Here is a 21084-nt window from a genome sequence, read left to right as displayed (position 1 = left end):
ATGCGGCTCGACTACCAGCGGTTCGTCGACTGGGCCGACGACAAGATCGTCAACTACTCCACGCGGGTGATTCTGACGTTCTTGCTCGTCACGGCGGTCTTCGCGGTCGGTCTGGGTGGCGTTTCGACCGAGGCGGGGACCCAGCAGTTCGCCGAAGACATCCCGGCAGCGAACGCGCTCGAACGGATCGAAAACGAGTTCCTGCCGGTGTTCTCGCCGAGTCCCGGTAGCACACAGCTCGTCCAGAAGGACGCCAACGTCCTCTCGAAGCGGTCGTTGCTCGCGATGCTCAGGGCACAGGAGGCGCTCGAAGATCGAAACGATATGTACGTCTCCGAGACCTCCTCGGCGGCGTCTGTCGTCGCCCAGACGATCGACCCGTCGGCGACGACGCTCGAAGAGCAGATCATCGCGCTGGAACGAGCGACCCAGACCGACGTCCGCCGGGCCGTGCGTGAGAACGCGGACAACCCCGGCTTCACGGGCACACTGAGCAACGACTTCAACCGGAAGGCGGCGTCGGCATCGTCGACGATCGGCGTCGTCACGCACGATCTGCCGCAGGACGTCGGCGGCGGTGGGTCCGGACAGTCGGGCGATAGCCCGATGACTCCGATCCAGAACCAGGCCCAGCGGATCATCGACGCCGAACTGGACGCCGACATCACCGTCTTCGGGAGCGGGATCATCGCCGACGAGTTCGGGACTGTCGTTACCGATTCACTGCTCATCGTCACGCCCGCGGCCGTCCTCCTCATCGTCGGCTTCCTCGTCGTCGCCTACCGCGACCTGCTAGACCTGCTGTTGGGCGTCATTTCGCTCGGGATGGCCGTAATCTGGACGTTCGGCTTCCTCGGGCTTGCGGGCATCCCGTTCAACCAGATTATGATCTCGGTCCCGCCGTTGCTTCTGGCGGTCGGGATCGACTTCGGAATCCACGCGATCAACCGCTATCGGGAGGACAGAGCGACCGGCCTCGACGTCGAGGAGGCGATGACCGTCGCGACCGATCAGTTGCTCGTCGCTTTCTTCATCGTCACCGGCACCACCGTCATCGGTTTCCTCTCGAATCTCGCCTCGGACCTGCCGCCGATCCGCGACTTCGGGATCGTCGCCGGCGTCGGCATCATCTTCACGTTCCTGATCTTCGGCATCTTCCTCCCCGCCGCCAAGGTGTGGCTCGACCGCCGCCGCTACGACTGGCCCATCCCGACGTTCAGCCAGAGTCCGATCGGTGAGGAGGGGTCGGCGCTCGGCGAGACCCTCTCGGTCGGCGTCACGCTCGCGCGGTACGTGCCGATCGTCGTCCTCGTGCTCGCGCTGGTCTTCAGTGCCGGCGCCGGCGCGTATGCCACCGGCGTCGACACCTCGTTCACCCAGGAGGATTTCCTCCCGCCGGAGGAGGTCTCGCCGCTTTTGAAGTCGCTTCCAGAACCGTTTGCACCCAGCGACTACGGCGTCGTCGGGACGCTGAACTTCCTCGAAGACAAATTCACGAGGACGCAGGGGGGGTCAGTGACCATATACGTCGAGACGCGGATGGAGAACGACGCCGCGCTCGAACGGATCTATCGCGCCGGACAAGATCCGCCCGAGGAGTTCGTCAGCGCGGACGACCGGCGCGCCGAGGCCACGAGCATCGTCACCATCATCCAGGACTACGCGGAGCAGAACCCCGAGTTCGCCGCGCTGGTCGAGCGGAACGACCGCAACGACAACGGCGTTCCCGACGACAACCTCCCGACGATCTACCGGGAACTAGAGACCTCACCGGTCGGCGACCGCGCGTCCGAGTACCTCTCTGAGGATCGCCGGAGCGCGCGAATCGTCTACTCGGTCTCCGCTGACGTGTCCGACGACGAAGCGACCGTGGCCGCGAGAGAGGTCGCAGAGCGGTTCCGCGGGGACGCGACGGCGACGGGTAACACCATCGTCTTCCAGGAGGTCTCCGATCTCATCTTCGAGTCCGCGGTGACGAGTCTCGGACTCGCACTCGGGGCCACGGTAATCTTCCTCGTGGTCATCTACTGGGTGCTCGAAGGGCTCCCATCGCTCGGCGTCGCGAACCTGGCCCCAATCGTCGTCTCCGTCGCGGCCGTCGCCGGGACGATGCGAGCGCTCGGCATCTCGTTCAACGCGTTCACGGCGACGATCCTCTCGCTCACGATCGGGCTGGGGATCGACTACTCGGTGCACGTCGTCCACCGGTTCATCGACGAGCGTCGCGAGCGGGCGCTCATCCCGGCTCTCAGACGGACCGTCATCGGGACCGGTGGCGCACTCCTGAGTAGTATGGCGACCACGGCCTTCGGAATCGGCGTCCTCGTTCTCGCCGTCCTCTCGGTGCTCGGGCAGTTCGGCGTGTTGACGGCGATTTCGATCATTTACTCGTTCCTCACGTCCCTGCTCGTGCTCCCCTCGGCGCTCGTCGTGTGGGATCGGATCGTCAACGACGACCCCGACGTGCCGATGGGGCATCCAACGGGCGAAACGCCCGAGGAAACCGTCGCCGAGCCATCGCTCGACGAATCCAACGGCATCGACGGAGGCCCGTTATGAACGCTGGACCCGGCTCCGATACGAACCAGAATCTCTCCGAGCACGAGGCGGTTTCGTCGCTCGAACGCCTCGGCCTGTCGAACTACGCCGCGCGGGTGTTCATCGCGCTGCAGCGACTCGGCGTCGGCACGGCCAAGCAGATTCACGAGGAGACGGACGTCCCGCGCTCGCAGGTGTACGGTGCGGCCGAGGAACTCGCGGATCTCGGCCTCGTGGAACTCCAGCAGTCCACGCCGAAACGCTACCGTCCGGTGAGCCTCGACACGGCGCGGCGGCAACTCGCCGAGTCGTTGAAACGGGAAGCCGATCGCGCTTTCGCCTTTTTAGAAGCCCAGCGCGCGGCCCGAACCGAGGAGGAGACGCGCGACGACGTCTGGACGGTCCGCGGTCGAGAGCCGGTGAACAGGCGGGTCGTCGAACTGGCCCGGCAGGCCACCGAGACCCTGTTGTTCGGCGCCCCAGCCCCCGAGTTCGTCCCCGAGGACTTCGTCGAGATCGTCGAAGAGCGTCGTGACGCCGGCGTCGCTGTCCGGGTCGTCAGTGAGAGTCCGACTGTCCGAGAGATGTTCGCGGAGGTCGAAGGGATCGAAGTGGATACGCCCGTCCAAACGGAGGGGATGAATCACATCGGCCGCGTCCTCCGAATCGACGAACGCGCCGTTCTTCTCTCGGCCGTCTCTGCGGACGATTCTTCGGAGGAAACAGCGATCTGGTCGGCCGACACCGCGATGGCCGAGATCCTCGCCGGCGCGATCGCGGGGAGTATCGATTCGCTCGTTCGCGGTTCTAGATGAGGCCGAGGGCCGCCACACCGTGCGTCAGGGCGGCGGCGATCGGGATCAAGAGCGCGGTCCGGAGCACCAGGATGAGGGTGAGATCACGGAACCGCATCGGGACGTCGTCGAACATATCGACCATCATCGGAGCCGACGCGGCGAAGAAGATCGCCTGCGCGCTCGTGATGATCACGACGAACACCTTCGTAGCGATGTCCGTCCCGACGGCGAGCGTCGCGCCGATGAAGTACTCGGCCGCGCCGCCGATGATGGCCGTCGCGGCCATCTGCGGATCCGGAATCGCGAGCGCCGACATCACGGGCACGAGCGGGGCCGCGAGGTACTCGAAGACCGGCGTGTGGGCTTCGAGCAGGAGCACGGTCGTCGCGATCGTCAGGACCGTTCCGAGAATCATCGCGGTGAGCTTCGTCCCGTCGACGAAGCCGTCGATCGCGGCGCGGTGGATCGGATCACCATCTTCGGCCGTCTGCATCGCCTGATTGAGGGCGAACGTGAAGTACTCACCGACCGTCCCGGTGAAGGCCGGCTCGGGGTTGGGTTCGGCGATGTACTCCTGTGGGACGTTCGAGAGCGGCGGCACGCGGACGAGGATCGCGGCGACGATGAGCGTCGCGATCATATAGAGCGCGACGAGCAGCGGGAAGATGTGGAGGAGTTCCAGCACGGCGGCGACCGCACCGACCGTCCCGAGGTTCGCCGTCGCGAAGCAAGTACAGATCACGAACACCTCGCGCTTGTCGTAGCCGCCCCGATCGAAGACGTTCCGCGTGAGGTAGTACCCGACGCTGAACGATCCGAGCCAGGAGGCAGCACTGTCGAGGGCTGCCCGCCCGGGCAGATTGAACAGCGGTTTCATAATCGGCTGTGCGAGCGTCCCGATGAACTGGAGCCCGCCGAGTTCAGCGAGCAAGTTGACGAAGATCCCGCCCAGCGGGATCACGAGGACGATCGTGATCATCAGGACGTCCCAGACGATCCCGGCGATCCCGTCGGCGAGGATCAGTTCGGGACCGAACCCGAAGAACATCGGTACGCCGAGGAAGATCGCGATGACGCGGAACGCCCAGAACGGCTTCGACGTCTTCCAGTAGCCGATCTGGAGCAGCCGTTGCGTCCGGTCGTTCAGCGAGATCGTACCCTGATAATGCAGCATCGAGATCGTCGTCAGGATCCCGCCGGCGAACAGGATCAAGAGCACGAAGACCTCGACCGCGAAGAAAGAGAAGTCCGTGATGAACGACATCAGGATGTCGAGCGGGATCGTCGTCTGTCCCTCCCACTGGACCGGGAAGAGGAAGAAGAACCCGCCCGTGATGAACGAAATGAGGAATTTCAGTAGCGGTCGCGTCCGCCATTCGATCGTTACGTCGTCTATGGACTTCTGTTCGGGTTGAACTGACTCGCCCGAGATGTGGTCGCTGTTTTCCCAGCTCTGGCCACCTATCATAGGTTGCCAAAAAATAATGCTATAAAAAAAATACTCCGATCTTCTGTGAGCAACGACTACATTATTTATGAACAATACGGGTGAATTGTGTTACAATACGTAACAATACCTTATTCACCCAGTATTTTGTCCCGCATCCCGGGACACCGTTCAGTGGCGTTGGCGCCGGCGTCACTCAGCCGTACTGAGGATCACCGGGCGGTCGGATTTGAGGCTGACGTCCTGGGTGACGCTCCCGAAGAGCGCTTTGCCGGCAGGCGACCGCTTTCGCCCGGCGAGACAGAGCATCGCGGCGTCGACTTCCTCTGCCTTCTCTATGATGTGCTGGACGGCGTCGCCGCTGGATTGACTCACTTCCACGGGGAACCCGGCCGCTTCGAGACTCTCGGTGGCAGCTTGCACCGATTTGAGGTCTTCGGCGTTCGCCCCCTCGTCGTCGGTCCGGAAGACGTGATAGATCACGACCCGGACCTGCTCGGTATCCATCGGCAGCGCGGTGATCGCTGAAACCTGTTCGTTCGCCCGTTCGACGTCCGTGTCGATGCAGAGTAGTATCGTTTTCATCGTGGGTCAGTCGTGTGATTGCGGGTGGCGCGCACGGTCGGTGTCGGAAACCGACGGTCGCACTCCGCCGTGTTCGGAGTATCCTCTCGGTCTCCCATTAATGCCTATCGTTACCGCGGTCCCGGTCGTCGAAGCCGCGGTTCCGGCCATCCCTGGCCGTTGCGTGCCGCGTTCTCACCAGCGGACCTGGAAGCCTGACTCACCCGCTGGTGCTTCGTACTCGACCTCGACGTCGTCGACTGAAGCGGCCGAACTGCCGGTGTGGCACCAATCGATCATCTCTTCGACCGTGGACTCGGGACCCTCGAAGACGGCCTCGACGCGGCCATCGTCGAGATTCTTGACCCATCCGTCGACGTCGCGCTCGCGGGCCGCATCGCGTGTCGACGCGCGGTAGTAGACGCCCTGGACGGTTCCGCTGACGAAGACGTGCGCTCTGGTTCGGTCGTCGCTCATCCCGCTCGACGATTGCGGCGGCGGACAAAAAGAGGCTGTCGTCAGGTGGCCAGTCGGACCCGCCTCGAAGGCGCAGATGCGGGCCCCTCGCTCGAACTCACGGCTGAGCGGCTGTCCCGAGTGGGTCTCGCCGGCGTACGGGTCCGACCCGACGGTCGTCATCCTCGGCGTGCTCCTCACGCTCGCGCTCGGCGGTCTGTCTCAGCTATGCGACGGCATCTGCTCCTGTGTGACCCGGATCAGCACCCACACCGAGAACCACGCGAAGATGAACAGGAAGACGAGCGCGGTGGTCGACAGCACTCCGAGAGGGTTCGCCAACTCGACCAGGATCGGCATCGCGAACAGAAAGACGACCGCGACCGTAGCCCCACCTGCGAGGAATTCGAGGTACGTCGAAAGCGTGATGCAGTCCGCACTGGGCTCTGGCTCCCGGCGACTATGGTGCTCCGCTTCCGTGGTGTCTGGTGTGAGCATACATACCACTGTTTGAAATTACAGGTTCGATTGTGATAAATATATCTCGTCGCCGATCGTACGTGTGACGACGTGCTCTAGGTGGGAACCGGTGTTACCCGAGTAGATATCGCGCCCAGGGGTACCGTTCGACGAGCGTCTCTCCTCCGAGATCGTACTGTTCGATGTACTGACCCAGGCCCAGAATTCGACCGGCACCGAACGCCGCGACCGAGAGGAACACGAGCATATACGCGAAGTCGCCGTTGATGTACCCGTGGGAGACGCTCCAGTTCCCGAGATAGAACAGGAGCATCAGGAACGCGCCGAAGAACGCTGCGAGGCGGGTCAGGACGCCGAAGAGGAGCCCGAGCCCGATGAGCACCTCGCCCCACGGGACGGCGACGTTCACGAAGTCGACGAACCAGGGCGTCTGCCCCATCGAGACGAACAGTCCTGCTACGGGGCTGCCGTTCGCCGGCGGTGCGTTCTGGAGGTAGCCCGCCGCGCCGAAACTCCCCGAGAGCACCTTGTCGAAGCCGCTCTGGAAGAACGCCAAGCCCATCATCAGCCTGAGCGCGAGGATGAACCAGACGCTCAACGAGTGGAGTTTGCCTTCCGCTGTGAACCCTGCAAGCGTACTCCGGAGTTGAACTTCTTGTACAGACATCGTTGAAGCATCTCGAAGACGGTTATTAAATGTATGTGCCCAAATTGGATCTAATCCCGGAATATGACGTAAATCCTCGCACTATATTCCCAATATTGTACAATATATAAAACATAGGGTGGTTCGTTTCGGACCGCGGCCGACGCCTCCGGACCACCGTAAATGCGGACCAAGCCCGTCGCGATTCGGAACGCAAGCGTGAGTTTATAGGCGATCGGCGGGCCAGATAGCGTATGGAACTTTTCGGGACCGCCGGGATTCGCGGATCGGCCACAGAGCGGGTGACGCCTGAACTCGCACTCGACGTGGGTCGGGCGGTCGGCGCCGACGCCGTCGAATCTGCGGGCCCACCGACCGTCGTCGTCGGTCGCGACGGACGGACGACCGGCCCGGCGCTTGCGGCGGCCGTCGAGGCGGGACTCGAATCAGCCGGTGCGGACGTCAGACTGGTCGGTGTCCTCCCGACGCCGGCACTCGCATATGCCTCACAGGGACGACACGGCGTGATGCTGACGGCGTCGCACAACCCACCGACCGACAACGGAATCAAACTGTTCGTCGACGGCGAGGAGTACGATCAGACGCTCGAACAGACGATCGAAGCGCGGGTCGCGAGCGATCACCCGCCCACCGCGTGGGACGAGTGGGGGGCGTCCGAGGATCTCGCTGTCCTCGAAGACTACCGACAGGCGGTCGTCGAGTACGCCCGCGACTACGGCGCGGCCGCCGACGGTCTCGACGTCGCGGTGGACTGCGGGAACGGAATGGCCGCGCTCGGAACGCCGCAGGTCCTCCGGGAACTCGGCGCTCGCGTCGTCACGCTGAACGGACAGGTCGACGGCCACTTCCCCGGTCGGGAGTCGAAGCCGACGCCGGAGTCGCTCGCCGACCTCCGGGAGTTCGTCCGCGAGGGCGCGTTCGACTTCGGAATCGGGCACGACGGCGACGCCGACCGGATCGTGATCGTCGGTGCCGACGGGGAGGTCGTCCACGAGGATACGATCGTGGCGATTCTGGCCGCACACTTCGTTCGCGCCAGCGACGCGGCCGACCCGGTCGTCGTGACGACGCCGAACGCCTCCGGTCGGATCGACGAGCGGGTGCGTGACGCCGGCGGGCGCGTCGAACGCGTCCGGCTCGGGGCGCTCCACGAGGGCATCGCTGCGGCCCGCGCCGAGGGCGGCGACGTGGTCTTCGCCGCCGAGCCGTGGAAGCACATCCACCCGCTACACGGCGGCTGGATCGACGGCGTCGCCTCCGCGGCCATCTTGACGCGCCTCGTCGCGTCCGAAGGCCTCGACGGCCTCCGCGCACCCGTGACGGAACGGCCCTACCGGAAAGTGAGCGTCGACTGCCCCGACGACCTGAAATCGACTGTGATGGAGCGACTCGAGACGGCGCTTCCGGAGGCGTTCCCCGACGCCGGTGTCGACACCGAATACGGCGTCCGACTGGAGTTCCCCGACGCGTCGTGGACGCTCGTGCGACCCTCGGGGACGGAGCCATACGTCCGTGTGTACGCGGAAGCCGACGACGTGGACGCGCTCGTCAGCGAGGTGACTGACGTCGTCGCGGCCGCCGTCGACCGGGCGGACGCCTGATCTGCGTCTTCCGGGCTGTTCGACACGCACTTGCTGGCCGACGCACACCTCGCTACTCGACGCATACCTCGGCTCCGCGAACTCTCGGATGCGTGTCCAGTTTTTCGTCCACACAGAGACGTGTGCAGACGCGGAAACGACGAATTTATGCACATCTCGCTGCCCAGTGTTCAATAGGAGTCCATAATATGGATAGACGTACGTTTGTCAAGGCCACTGGTGTCGCGGGAATCGCTGGACTAGCCGGCTGTAGCGGCGGTCCCTCTGGGGGATCCACGGCCGAACCGACGACCGGGTCGGGCGGTTCTGACAGCGGCGGCGAGGGCGGCGAGACGACCGAGAGCGACGTGGCGGCCAACGTCGGGATGGTCTACGCCACTGGCGGCCTCGGCGACGGGTCGTTCAACGATCAGGCCCAGCAGGGCGCGCTCCAGGCCGAAGAGGAGCTCAGCATCTCGTTCAACGAGGCACAGCCCGACGAGGTGGCCCAGTTCAAGACGTTCCAGCAGCAGTTCGCACAGTCGACGGATCCGAACTACGACCTGATCTGTGCGATCGGGTTCCTGCAGGCTGACGCGCTCTCGCAGACGTCCGAGAGCTATCCGGACCAGAACTTTATGCTGGTCGACAGCGTCGTCGACGCGCCGAACGTCGCGAGCTACACGTTCAAGGAACACGAGGGCTCGTACCTCGCGGGCCTGATGGCGAGTCTCCTCACCACGCGAGACTTCTCGGCCGGCGCGGGATCGACCGCCGGCGACTCGACGAGCGTCGGCTTCGTCGGCGGCGTCGAGTCCGACCTGATCAAGAAGTTCCAGGCCGGATTCGAGGCGGGCGTGAACGCCGGCAGCGGCGACGTCGACGTCCTGACGAACTACGTCGGCGGCTTCAACGACGTGGCCGGTGGCAAAGAGGCCGCGACGGCGATGTACAACAGCGGTGCCGATATCGTCTATCACGCGGCGGGGAACACCGGAACGGGCGTCTTCCAGGCCGCCCAAGAGCAGGGCAAGTTCGCGATCGGCGTCGACCGCGACCAGTCGATCACGAAGCCCTCCTACGCCGACGTCATCCTCGGGAGTATGGTCAAGCGGGTCGACACCGCCGTGTACAACGCGATCGAGTCGGTCGTGAACGACAACTTCCAGGGCGGTAGCGTCGTCTCCCTCGGCCTCGAACAGGACGGCGTCGCGCTGATCGAAGGCGACCAGCTCGGCTCGGAGCTCCCGCAGGACGTCACAGACGAGGTCGCCAGCGCACGTGAGAGCATCATCGCGGGCGACATCTCGGTCCCCTCGACCCCGCAGTAGGCCGACACAGCGACGTTCGAGCCACTACACATCCAAACCTATTCGTTTATCACCGAACCACGGAGAAACAGATCTATGGCCACAGCCGTCCACCTCGACGGAATCACGAAGCGGTTCCCCGGGGTCGTGGCGAACGACGACGTGGACCTCGCCGTCGAGCGCGGGACCGTACACGCACTCTTAGGAGAGAACGGGGCCGGGAAGACGACGCTTATGAACGTCCTCTACGGACTCTACGAACCCACCTCGGGCCGCGTGCTCGTCGACGAGGAGGTCCGCTCGTTCGACTCGCCGAGAGACGCGATCGACGCCGGCGTCGGGATGATCCACCAGCACTTCATGCTCGTGGATCCGATGACGGTCACCGAGAACATCACCCTCGGCAACGAGCCGCGGAAGTGGGGCGGCCTCGCTGTCGACCGCGCGGCCGCCCGCGAAGCGGTCGTCGAACTCTCGGATCGCTACGGTTTCGACGTCGATCCCGACGCCCGAGTCGAGGACATCTCGGTCGGCGAGCAACAGCGCGTCGAGATCCTCAAAGCACTGTATCGCGGCGCCGACGTACTCATTCTCGACGAACCGACGGCCGTCCTGACGCCGCAGGAAGTCGAGGAACTGTTCGGCGTCCTCGAAGAACTGACCGCTCAGGGCAAGACGATTATCTTCATCACGCACAAACTGGGCGAAGCGATGCGCGCAGCCGACGACATCACCGTCCTCCGGGACGGCCGCAACGTCGGCAGCGTCAAAGCCGACGAGACGACCCGCGAGGACCTCGCGGAGTTGATGGTCGGCCGCGAGGTCTTACTCGACGTCGATCGCCCACCCGCGGAGACGGGCGACGTCGTCGCCTCCGTCTCGAACGTCGTCGTCGACGACGACCGGGGCGTTCGCGCCGTCGACGACGTCTCGTTCGACGTTCGGGCGGGCGAAGTGTTCGGAATCGCCGGGGTGGACGGCAACGGACAGTCCGAACTCGTCGAGGCGCTGACGGGGCTTCGACGCCCCCAACACGGCCGGATCGAATTTCTGGGCGACGACGTCACCGCCGACTCCCGCCGACAGCGAATCGAGGAGGGGATGGCATACATCCCCGAAGACAGACAGGAACGCGGCCTCGTGATGGACTTCGACCTCACCGAGAACGCGCTGTTGGGGAGTCAGCATAGCAAAGAGTTCGGTCCGAACGGCCGCATCGACTGGCCGGCGACCAGAACCCACGCCGAGGCGATCATCGACGAGTACGACGTTCGACCGCCGGACGCCGACGCAATCTCGGAGTCGCTGTCGGGCGGGAACCAACAGAAGTTCATCGTCGGCCGCGAGTTCGAGCGCGACCCCGAACTCGTCGTCGCCTCGCATCCCACTCGCGGCGTCGACGTCGGCTCGATCGAGTTCATTCACGAGCGGCTCTTGGAACTCCGCCAGCAGGGCGTCGCGGTCCTGCTCGTCTCCTCGAAGTTAGAGGAGGTACAGGGGCTCTCGGACCGACTCGGCGTGATTTACGAGGGCGAGTTCATCGACGTGGTCGACCCCGACGAGACGACAGAAGAGGAGCTCGGATTACTGATGGCCGGAGAGCACCCGGACGAAGACGACGCGGACGTATCGACCGACGCGACAGAGAGCGGTTCGGCCGAGGCAGCCACGGGCGGTGACCGCCCGTGAGCGTCGGCGACCGCGCCCGCGACGTGCTCGCCCGCCTGGCCAACGCCTCGGCGACCGAGCGGATCCTCATCAGCACGGCGGCGCTCCTGCTCTCGATCCTCGTCGGTGCCGTCCTGGTGCTCGTCGCCGGTCGGATGACGGCGTGTACGCCGAACGAGGCGGTCTACTACTTCGGCACCGGCTTCTGTTACGACCCGATCCTCGTCTTCGATCGGCTCTTCCTCGGCGCACTGGGTGACCCCCTCAGCGGTGGCTGGTCGCCCGACGGGCAGTTCTCGGTCACGCTCCGCGAGACGACGCTCCTGATCTTCGCTGGGCTGTCGGTCGCGCTCGCGTTCCGCGCCGGCATCTTCAACATCGGGACGCAGGGCCAGATGGTCGTCGGCGCGCTGGCGACGGCGGTCGCCGTCCTCTGGGGCGCGACGCTCGTCTCGGGCGTCCTCGGAACCGTCGTGTTGGTCCCGTTCGGGATCCTCGTCGGCGCGGTCTTCGGCGGCCTCTACGGTGCCATCCCCGGGTTCCTGAAGGCGTACGCCGACGCCAACGAGGTCATCACCACGATTATGCTCAACTTCATCGCGACCGGAGTGACGCTGTATCTGGTCAGCGGTGTGTTCAAAGACCCCGAGAGCGCGGCGAATCAGACCGTCCCGTTGCCGGAGTACGCGCAGTTCCCGACGGTGCTCTTCGGCGGTCGCCAGGACTTCTCGCTCGTGGCGCTGTTCTTCGGACTTCTCGCGATCGCCGGGCTGTACTACCTCCTCGAGCACACGGCGTTCGGATACGACGTCCGCACCAGCGGGATTCAGCCCGAGGCCGCCGAGTACAGCGGCGTCGACGCCCCGCGGACGGTCGTCGCGAGTCTGACGCTGTCGGGTGCACTCGGCGGCGTCGCCGGGGCGATGTACGTGATGATGATTCTCGGGACGTTCCAGACGGGCGTGCCCTCCTACGGATTCGACGGCATCACGGTCTCGATCCTCGCCGGCAACAACCCGCTCGGGGTCGGTATCGCCGCGCTCCTCTTCGGCGTGCTCAAGAGCGGGACGACCGTCGTGCAGTTCGCGACCGACGTCCCGCCGCAGTTGGTCGGCGTGCTCCGCGGGCTCATCATCCTCTTCGTCGCGATGCCGGAGTTCTTCCGGCTCGTCGGCAAGCGCATCACAGACACCGGATCTCGCGCGGTCGCAACCGACGGCGGACGCCCGGAGCCGGCCGCCGGAAGTTCTGGCACGTCCGGCGACGACGGGGGTGAATCCGATGAGTGATGCGACGGGCAGCGCCTCGGAGGAGCCCCGACGCGACGAATCGGACGGCCTGCTCGATACGCACTCGCCGCGGAAGATCGTGGCGTGGGCCACGGTCGGCGGACTGGCCGTCCTGCTCGCGGTCGGCGCGCTCTTTCCGGACTCGCTCGCCGGCACGCTCTCGGACGTCATCACCAGCCGCAACACGCTCGCGTCGGCGCTGCGGCTCTCGGTTCCGATCGCCTTTGCCGCGCTCGGCGGCATCTTCGCCGAGAAGTCCGGTGTGATCAACATCGGACTCGAAGGCCTGCTCATCATCTCGGCGTTCACCGCCGTCTACGTGACCGACGTCACGGGCGGCGTCTGGCTCGGCTTCGGTGGCGGAATCATCGCCAGCACGCTTCTCGCGGCGCTCTTTGCGGTCGTCACGATCCGATTCCGGGCCGATCAGATCATCGCCGGGCTGGCGGTGTGGCTGATCGCGCTCGGTCTCGCGCCGTTCGCCTCGCAGGTCATCTACGGCGGGCCGAACACGTCGACCGTTCCGACGATCGGCGCCATTTCGGTACCGGTCCTCTCAGAGATCCCGTTCTTCGGAGCGCTCTTTTCGGCGTCGCCGTCGGTGTATCTGCTCTTTCTGGCGGTCGCACTCTCGTGGTACGTCTTCGAGCGCACGTCGTTCGGTCGGTGGATCCGCGCCAGCGGCGAGAACCCGAAGGCGCTCGACACCGCCGGGGTGAACGTCGCACACGTCCGCTACGCCGCGGTGCTTCTCTCCGGCGTGCTCTCGGGGATGGGTGGCGCGGCGCTGTCGCTCGACCTCGGGCAGTTCACCGGAAACGGCCCGACGATGGTCAACGGCAAGGGATTCATCGCCATCGTCGCGTACCTGTTCGGCAACTACAATCCGATCGGCGCGTTCCTCTCGACGATGCTGTTTGCGGGCCTGGACGCGATGCAGACTGCACTCCAACTGCAGGGCATCGGCGTCCCCCGACAGCTCATCCGGATCACGCCGTTCGTGGTCGTGATCGTCATCCTCGCGCTGGTCGGTCGGACGCGGACGCCCGAGGCGGCCGGCGAGTACTACGAATCCGGCGAGGAGTGAGGCTGCGACCGGCCCACTCGGGCCGTCGCACAGATAAAGAGTTTTCCGCTCGCACGCGAGAGACGGAACGATGAGTACCTCCCACGAGTACGACGTCGTGGTCGTCGGTGCGGGGACGGCTGGCTGCTACGCGGCGGCCACCGTCGCCAGAGAGGGCCTCGACGTCGCCATCGTCGAGCGGAAGACAGCCGAGGAAGCCGGACACATCGCGTGCGGTGACGCGCTGAAGGGCGCGGACGCGTTCCCGGAGGCGATTCCGAAGTCCCAGATCGAGGGCGCCTTCACGAACACGGGCGTCGACCACGGGCGCTTCGAGATCCCACAGGAAGACACCGTTCTCGAGATCCCCGTTCCGGGTGAACTCGCGGTCATCGACCGCTGGGAGTACGGTCGTCTGCTCATCGAGGGCGCAGAGTCCGCCGGCGTCGACTTCCACTACGACACGGTGGTTCAGGACGTCGTCCAGGACGACGACGGAACTGTCACCGGAATCCGCGGGACGCACAAAGGCGACGTCGTCACCTACGACGCCGACGTCGTCGTCGACGGTGCGGGCTCGCTGTCGCTCCTGCAGGACAAGACCGACTTCTCGAACGCCACCTTCGATACGAACGTCTCGTACTCGCAGTTCTGCTCTGCGTATCGGGAGATCGTCGAAGTCCCCGAACCCGTCGAGTGGGACGACGCGCTCGTGTTCAAGCCCACCGAGCGCGCCGCAGGCTACCTCTGGTACTTCCCGCGCACCGAAACCACGATTAACGCGGGATTGGGCTTCCAGATGAACGAAGAGCCGATGAAGCTCGTCGACGACTTGCGCCGCGACCTCCAGCACCGCCCCGAGTTCGAGGGTGCGACGGTCACGGACAAACTCGGCGCGGCGCTGCCGACGCGCCGCCCCTACGACTCCGCGGTCGCCCCCGGCTTCCTCGCCGCTGGCGACTCGGCGGGCCACGTCAACCCCACGACCGGCGGCGGCATCGCCGGCGCGGCTTACGCGGGCACCTACGCCGGCGAGCAGGCGGTCAAAGCGATCTCCGAGGGCGACGTCGGCGAGGAGAACCTCTGGCGCTACAACGAGCGCGTGATGGACCACTTCGGCGCGCGCTACGCCGGCCTCGACGTCTACAACATCCTCTCTACTGCGGTCGACGTCGACGACCTGATGGGCCTTCTCGCGTCGCTCCCCGGTGAAAAGCTCGCCGAGGCGCTGTACTCCGGCACGACCTCTTTCGGCCCGACGCTACTCGCGAAGACCGTCAAGGATTCGTACGGCTACTGGGGGCAGATCCTGCACTTCTACAAGACGAAGAACCTCGCAGACGACCTGATGCAGCACTACGGCCGGTACCCGGGTCGCCCGGAGGCGCTCGACGTCTGGCAGGCAGAGCGCGACCGCCTGATGGACGACATCTACGCGGTCACCGGCGCGGAACCGAAGTACTGACCCGCCGAACAGAGTACCGTCTACGCGCCCTCTCTCACCCGATCGTACGCTGCCGGCCGCGACGGGGGCTGACGCACCGAAGACACTTACACCGCACCGGAATACGTGCAGGGGTATGGACCGACGAGCCCTCCTTGCGAAATCTGGTGCCGCCCTCCTAACCGCCCTCGCCGGGTGCGGGACCGACCGCTCGCCCGAGACCGCCGATCGAACGCCGTTGACGACGACGGACCCGCCTCCGTCCTCGACAGCTACCGATACGCCGGAACCGACGATTCCGATCCAGACGCCGGCGGAGGGCAACTGCGATCCGGCTGACCGACTCCGTCCGATGCCTGATTCTCCCCGAGCGAGAGGGTATCCGACGCATCCGGGCAGCATCGACACACCGACCGTTCGATCGTTCGCGACCGGGTACGAGCGCGCCTATCGGTACAACTCCAGACTGCCCGAATTCGAGAGTGTGCAGGTCGACGTCGATTCCCCCGAGTGGGCCGTCGCCGACGCACAGAACGGACTCGCCGTTGGTCTCGACGGACGCGTCCAATTCGACGATCCGTCGACGTCGTCTGCGACGGCCACGCCGCTTCCGTCTGGGTTCTTCGAGTTTGCCGTTTGGTACTACCTCACTGAGCGGTTCGCGCTGCGGACTGAGGCACGCACTGGGCCTCTCGAAGAAGGAGACGAGCCAGATCTTCGGAGTGGAACCATCGTCGCGTGTGGATCGCCGGACGGCTGACTCGCGTCGTATTCACCGCTTGAGCGACGCGACGGTGTCGCCGTCACGACGTTCGACCCCCACCAACCCGTCCTCTGCCAAGTCCTCGAGAAGCCCTCGGAGCCACTCTCTCCCGTACGTTCCGCCGGGCGCGTAGTCGACTCGCACTCGCGGCCCCAACTCGTCCAGCGCGAGTTCGTCGTACTCTTTGAGCGTCGAGACGACCCGCCCGCGCATCTGTCGACGGCTTCCCTCGAACTCGGGTTGTGTGGGCACGTCGGGGGCGGTGAAATCGCCCGTCTCGTAGGCGTGACACCACTCGCGCCACGGGCAGCCGGCCTCGTCGCACTTTGGCACCTTCTCGCAGGCGACGCCGCCGAGTTCCATTATCGCGTTGTTCCAGACGCGAGATCGGCCGTCGGGCATCAGTCGTTCGGCCCCGCGTTCGAACGCCGCGTCGTCGTCGGGGAGGTCGAAGGCGCGGTACAGCACTCGCTTGACGTTCGTGTCGACGACGGCGTCGCCGTTGTTGAACGCGAACGACGCGACCGCGTTCGCCGTGTACGGGCCGACGCCCATCAGTTCGGAGAGTTCGTCGGGCGTCCGCGGGAACGATCCGTCGTACTCGTCTCTGACCTGCTGTGCCGCCTCGTGGAGGTACTTCGCACGGTTGTTGTAGCCGAGCGAGTGATCGCTCCAGAATGCGACGACGTCGGCGCGGTCGGCGGCCGCGAGGTCGGCCGCGGTCGGCCACCGGTCGAGGAAATCGTCCCAGGCGTCGACGACGCGGTCGAGTTGCGTCTGCTGGCTCATCACCTCCGAGACGAGAATCTCGTAGGGGTCGTCGGTCTCGCGCCAGGGGAACGCGCGGTGGTCGGCCTCGTACCACGACACGAGCGCCTCGCGGACGCTCGATAGGGTTTCTTCGTCGATCCGGAGCGCCTCGCCGTCGGTCATCGTCGGAGTCTGGGACCGGCGGGGCTTGTGGATTCTGATCGGCGCGCGCGAACCCCATCGAGAGCGCACCGAGACGAAAGCCGTTTGGCCGCGCCACCCGAGAACCTGGGGTATGAGTCTCGACGAACTCACCGCGGATGTGGAGTCGGCCTACGGCGACCTCGACGAGGAGCAGTCCGTCTCGCTGGACCGGGAGACGCGCCACGAACTCGCGATGCTCGCGGCGGCGTTCGGCACCGAGGAGACAGACGAACTGCTCCGGCGCGCGGTCCATCTGCTCTTTCAGACGACCGTCGACCGCGGGACGCTCGATTTCCATCTCCGACAGGACTACGACGTGACCTACGACGAGTACCTCTCCGGAATGACGTTCGAGGAGATGACCGGGCAGAACCAGTACCCGCAGCGCGACGACGAACGCCGCTATCAGATGTAGCGTCCGCCGTCGGCAGGCGGCGCTGTCGAAGCGGAGAACTTTATCCCGACTCGCCGACGAAACCCGGTATGGACACCGACGAAGTCGAACGACGGATCGAAGCGGGGATCGAAGACGCGGACGCACAGGTCACGCTCCCGCGCGTCCCCGACGAGGACCACGAGGACGCGCACTTCGCCGCCGTCGTCGTCTCGCCCGCGTTCGAGGGGAAGTCGCTCGTCGAACAGCACCAGATGGTCTACGACGCGCTCGGCGAGGCGATGACGACCGAGATCCACGCACTGGAGATGAAGACCTACACGCCCGCGGAGTACGAGGAGTTCGCGGGCGACGCGGCCTGACCGCCAGGCGATCGCGAATCGGCTCTCACGTTTGTCTCGACAGCGTCAGCCGCTGAACTGCCGCTCGAACCGCGTGATGGCGTCGTCGGTGCCGGCGACGACGACCTCGTCGTCGGCCCGGAAGGTGAACTCGACCGGCTCGAACTCGGTGATCGTCGCTTCGTCTCTGATGATCGCGACGACTGTACTTCCGGTTTCGGCTCTGACGTCCGCCTCGACGAGCGTCTCACCGGTGAGGTCCGCTGCCGGCATCCGGACGACGCTGATCTGTTTGTCGTACGCGAGCACCTCCTCGTCCTCGAACGCGGTCGACGCCAGCATCCGACCGCTGACGGTGGCGAGCGATTGAACGTAGTCTGCGCCCGCGCGGTACAGTTTCTGGACGTCTTCTTCCTCGTTGGCTCTGACGACGATCTGGAGGTCGGGATTCAGTTCGCGGGCGATGAGTGTCGTGAAAATCGCGGTCGTGTCGTCGGCGACAGTGAGGACCAGTGCCGACGCGTCTTCGATGCCCGCTTCTCGCAACACGTCCGGGTCGCGCGCGTCACCGATCACGTCGACGTTCTTCGCGGCCTCGATGTCGAGGACAGTCAGCCGAGAGCTGGTTCGTGCCAGTGCCTCGTAGGCCGCTTTCCCGGAGTCTCCGTAGCCGGCGAGGACGATGTCCTGTGAGGAGAACCGCCGGACGGCCGAGGTCGTCGCCTCGCGAAGTTCCTCCACCTGCGAGTACTCCCCGGCCACCAGCAATCGCGTGCCGTCCTCCAGCACGTCCCCGGGCTCGATCGGCGTCTCGAACTGGCCGTCGAACCAGACGCCGATGACGTTCACGCCGAAGCGTTCGCGCAGTCGCGCTTCGGCGAATGTCTGGTCCGCGAGGTCGCTGTCGGCTGCGACCGTCACCTCGATTACCTCGAAGTCCTCGTCGATGGCGACGCCTGCGTCGAGGTTCGTCCTGACGGTCGTCGGCACCTCCTCGGCCAGGCTCTCGCCGAGCAACTGCCGCGGCGAGAGGACGCTCTCGGCGCCGGCGACGCGGTGGTACTGCGCGAGATCTGTGTCTTGGATGAGCGTGATGATTCGTACTTCGGGAGCGGCATCGCGCGCCGCAAGCGCGATGCTCGCGTTGGTGTCGTCGGCGACGTCGGCGACGACGGCGACCGCCGACTGTACCTGCGCGTTTTCGAGCGTCTGCGTCGACTCCGGGTCGCCGTGGATGACCTGATAGTCGTCTTCGTGTAACTCCCGCGCCGTGTCGGCGTCGGCTTCCACGAGGACGTACTCGCGGTCGCGGGCGTCCAGTTCCGTGATGAACGTGTCCGTGTGTGGCGTGTGTCCGCAGATGACGACGTGGTCTCGAAGATCCGCCATCGACTCGGGCGCGGAGGGGGTGAGCACGTCGCGGAGCCACGGCACGGCGAGCACGTCGACTGCAGTGAGGATGAGACCGATGCCGGTGAGTTGCATCACGATCGCTAAGGCGTTCATCCGGAACGTCTGCCAGGGGGCGTCCTCGCCGTAGCCCGTCGTCGTGAAGGTCTGGATGACGACTTCGAGCGACCGATACAGCGGCTGTGGCCGGTTCTCCCAGTGAGCCATCCCGGCGTTGTACACGGCGGTGAAGACGAGCGTCGTCAGGACGACCAGCGCGAGGTAGTAGACCCCCCGACGGGTACGGAACGCCATATCTGCGCGTACAGGGCACCGATAGTTATACTGTCGGACGCGAGCCGGGACGGCGACGCGTCGGGAGGATCAGAAACGTCGGGAGCGCCGGGGAGCGTCTGGTACATCGGGTACGTCGGGCGCGTCGGTACGACCCTGTCGGGACACAGGAGAATAGAACCGACGGGTTTTACGCGCCGGCCGGTCGTCGCTCCGAGTATGTCCGACGACGAGTATCGCATCGAGCGGGACAGCCTCGGAGAGATGCAAGTGCCGGCGGACGCCTACTGGGGCGCACAGACCCAGCGGGCGGTCGAGAACTTCCCGATCTCGGGGATCGGCTTCGGCCGGCGCTTCGTCCGGGCGCTCGGCGTCGTCAAGAAGGCCGCCGCGCAGGCGAACCGCGACCTCGGCCTCCTCGAAGCGGAGACTGCCGACGCCATCGTCGAGGCGGCCGACGAGGTCATCGCCGGCGAGCACGACGAACAGTTCCCCGTCGACGTCTTCCAGACGGGGTCGGGAACGTCCTCGAATATGAACGCCAACGAGGTCATCGCCAACCGCGCCGCGGAACTCCGCGGTGAGTCCATCGGCGACCGCGTGGTCCACCCGAACGACCACGTCAACTACGGGCAGTCCTCGAACGACGTAATTCCGACGGCGATGCACGTCGCCGCGCTCGAAGCGGTCCAGAAGGACTTGGTGCCGGCGCTAGAGACGCTCGCGGAGGCACTCGAAGCGAAAGAAGCGGAGTTCGACGGCGTCGTCAAGACCGGCCGCACGCACCTCCAGGACGCGACGCCGATCCGACTCGGCCAGGAGTTCGCCGGCTACCGGACGCAGGTCGAGAAGGGAATCACGCGCGCTGAGAACGTCAGCGACCATCTCGGTGAACTCGCGCTCGGCGGCACCGCCGTCGGGACTGGCCTCAACACCCATCCGGAGTTCCCCGAGCGCGCCGCGGAGTACATCTCCGAGGAGACCGGTCTCGAGTTCCGCCCGGCCGACAGCCACTTCGAGGCGCAGGCCGCCCACGACGCGATGAACGAGGCCCACGGCGCGCTGCGGACGGTCGCAGGCTCGCTCAACAAGATCGCGAACGACCTCCGACTGCTGGCGTCGGGTCCGCGCAACGGCCTCGGCGAGGTCGAACAGCCGGAGAATCAGCCCGGCAGTTCGATTATGCCCGGCAAGATCAACCCCGTCGTCGCCGAAGCGGTGAATCAGGTCCACAAACAGGTCGTCGGCAACGACGCCGCCGTCTCGGCCGGGGCCGCCGAGGGTCAGATCGATCTGAACCTCTACAAGCCGGTCATCGCCCACAACTTCCTGCAGTCGAGCGAACTCCTCTCGAACGCCTCGGAGGTCTTCGCCGAGCGCTTCGTCGCCAAATTGGAAGCCAACGAGGAGGTCTGTGAGGAGCAGGTCGAGCGCTCGATGGCGCTGGCGACGGCGCTGAATCCGACGATCGGCTACGACAAGGCCAGCGAGGTCGCAAAGACCGCGCTGAAAGAGGACAAGACCGTCCGCGAAGTCGTGATCGAGAAGGGCTATCTCACGGAAGACGAGGCCGACGAGGTGCTCGACCCCGAGACGATGACGCACCGCGGAATCCTCGGCGACGACTGAGCCGTCGATCGGAA

General features: G+C 65.5%; 19 protein-coding genes. 12 read left to right on the top strand and 7 right to left on the bottom strand.

Features of this window, described 5'->3' with window-relative positions:
* Nucleotides 1-2559, top strand: a complete 2559-nt coding sequence (locus RBH22_RS04875; protein WP_306676704.1) for an MMPL family transporter — start codon at nt 1-3, stop codon at nt 2557-2559.
* The gene (locus tag RBH22_RS04870) at nt 2556-3353 is read left to right on the top strand and encodes a helix-turn-helix domain-containing protein (protein WP_256545095.1); all 798 of its coding nucleotides are present in this window, start codon (nt 2556-2558) and stop codon (nt 3351-3353) included. The genes RBH22_RS04875 and RBH22_RS04870 overlap by 4 nt, the downstream gene beginning before the upstream one ends.
* On the opposite strand, the gene RBH22_RS04865 is transcribed toward RBH22_RS04870, so the two are convergent.
* From RBH22_RS04865 to RBH22_RS04845, 5 genes are all read right to left on the bottom strand, one after another.
* Nucleotides 3346-4803, bottom strand: a complete 1458-nt coding sequence (locus tag RBH22_RS04865) for a nucleoside recognition domain-containing protein (RefSeq protein WP_306676703.1) — start codon at nt 4801-4803, stop codon at nt 3346-3348. The genes RBH22_RS04870 and RBH22_RS04865 overlap by 8 nt on opposite strands.
* A gap of 171 nt (nt 4804-4974) precedes the next feature.
* Nucleotides 4975-5367 carry a universal stress protein gene (locus RBH22_RS04860; RefSeq protein ID WP_121570318.1) on the bottom strand — a complete coding sequence of 131 codons (393 nt, stop codon included), beginning with the start codon at nt 5365-5367 and terminating at the stop codon, nt 4975-4977.
* A 174-nt stretch (nt 5368-5541) separates the two neighbouring features.
* Nucleotides 5542-5823 carry an acylphosphatase gene (locus tag RBH22_RS04855; protein WP_306676739.1) on the bottom strand — a complete coding sequence of 94 codons (282 nt, stop codon included), beginning with the start codon at nt 5821-5823 and terminating at the stop codon, nt 5542-5544.
* A 201-nt stretch (nt 5824-6024) separates the two neighbouring features.
* Entirely contained in the window at nt 6025-6300 is a 276-nt protein-coding gene (locus tag RBH22_RS04850; protein WP_306676702.1) for a hypothetical protein, read from the bottom strand.
* A gap of 94 nt (nt 6301-6394) precedes the next feature.
* Nucleotides 6395-6949, bottom strand: coding sequence for a DoxX family protein (locus RBH22_RS04845; protein ID WP_256545091.1), 555 nt, complete (start codon nt 6947-6949; stop codon nt 6395-6397).
* 233 nt (nt 6950-7182) lie between these two features.
* Here RBH22_RS04845 and RBH22_RS04840 point away from each other — a divergent pair, with 233 nt between their 5' ends.
* The 7 genes from RBH22_RS04840 to RBH22_RS04810 all read left to right on the top strand — a co-directional run bounded on the left by RBH22_RS04840 (nt 7183) and on the right by RBH22_RS04810 (nt 16066).
* Nucleotides 7183-8550 (top strand): phosphopentomutase/phosphoglucosamine mutase, encoded by a 1368-nt coding sequence (locus tag RBH22_RS04840; RefSeq protein ID WP_306676701.1) that lies wholly within the window; start codon nt 7183-7185, stop codon nt 8548-8550.
* Between the two features lie 188 nt (nt 8551-8738).
* Complete coding sequence (locus tag RBH22_RS04835) at nt 8739-9860, top strand: BMP family protein (RefSeq protein ID WP_306676700.1); 1122 nt, start codon at nt 8739-8741, stop codon at nt 9858-9860.
* 75 nt (nt 9861-9935) lie between these two features.
* Nucleotides 9936-11528, top strand: coding sequence for an ABC transporter ATP-binding protein (locus RBH22_RS04830; protein ID WP_306676699.1), 1593 nt, complete (start codon nt 9936-9938; stop codon nt 11526-11528).
* A complete protein-coding gene (locus RBH22_RS04825; RefSeq protein ID WP_256290429.1) occupies nt 11525-12796 on the top strand; it encodes an ABC transporter permease in 1272 nt (423 codons plus the stop codon). Before RBH22_RS04830 ends, RBH22_RS04825 begins: the two co-directional genes overlap by 4 nt.
* Nucleotides 12789-13883 (top strand): ABC transporter permease, encoded by a 1095-nt coding sequence (locus tag RBH22_RS04820; protein ID WP_306676698.1) that lies wholly within the window; start codon nt 12789-12791, stop codon nt 13881-13883. Before RBH22_RS04825 ends, RBH22_RS04820 begins: the two co-directional genes overlap by 8 nt.
* Nucleotides 13884-13953: 70 nt before the next feature.
* Nucleotides 13954-15327 (top strand): geranylgeranyl reductase family protein, encoded by a 1374-nt coding sequence (locus tag RBH22_RS04815; protein WP_256545087.1) that lies wholly within the window; start codon nt 13954-13956, stop codon nt 15325-15327.
* Between the two features lie 115 nt (nt 15328-15442).
* Entirely contained in the window at nt 15443-16066 is a 624-nt protein-coding gene (locus RBH22_RS04810; RefSeq protein WP_256545086.1) for a hypothetical protein, read from the top strand.
* 12 nt (nt 16067-16078) lie between these two features.
* Here RBH22_RS04810 and RBH22_RS04805 read toward each other — a convergent pair whose 3' ends face one another.
* Nucleotides 16079-17002, bottom strand: coding sequence for an A/G-specific adenine glycosylase (locus tag RBH22_RS04805; protein ID WP_306676697.1), 924 nt, complete (start codon nt 17000-17002; stop codon nt 16079-16081).
* A gap of 112 nt (nt 17003-17114) precedes the next feature.
* Between RBH22_RS04805 and RBH22_RS04800 the strand changes: the two genes are divergently transcribed.
* Both RBH22_RS04800 and RBH22_RS04795 read left to right on the top strand, forming a co-directional pair.
* Nucleotides 17115-17438 carry a hypothetical protein gene (locus RBH22_RS04800; RefSeq protein ID WP_256290423.1) on the top strand — a complete coding sequence of 108 codons (324 nt, stop codon included), beginning with the start codon at nt 17115-17117 and terminating at the stop codon, nt 17436-17438.
* 68 nt (nt 17439-17506) lie between these two features.
* Nucleotides 17507-17779, top strand: coding sequence for a BolA family protein (locus RBH22_RS04795; protein ID WP_306676696.1), 273 nt, complete (start codon nt 17507-17509; stop codon nt 17777-17779).
* A 45-nt stretch (nt 17780-17824) separates the two neighbouring features.
* Here RBH22_RS04795 and RBH22_RS04790 read toward each other — a convergent pair whose 3' ends face one another.
* Entirely contained in the window at nt 17825-19462 is a 1638-nt protein-coding gene (locus RBH22_RS04790; protein WP_306676695.1) for an NAD-binding protein, read from the bottom strand.
* A gap of 198 nt (nt 19463-19660) precedes the next feature.
* On the opposite strand from RBH22_RS04790, the gene RBH22_RS04785 reads away from it, so the two are divergent.
* A complete protein-coding gene (locus RBH22_RS04785) occupies nt 19661-21070 on the top strand; it encodes a class II fumarate hydratase (protein WP_256290421.1) in 1410 nt (469 codons plus the stop codon).
* Nucleotides 21071-21084 lie beyond the last annotated feature (14 nt).

The organism is Halobellus sp. H-GB7 (assembly GCF_030848585.1).
GTDB classification, from domain to species: Archaea; Halobacteriota; Halobacteria; order Halobacteriales; family Haloferacaceae; genus Haloquadratum; species Haloquadratum inordinatus.
The sequence above is the reverse complement of the archived record's forward strand: the minus strand, read 5'-3'. Positions and strand labels throughout refer to the sequence as shown.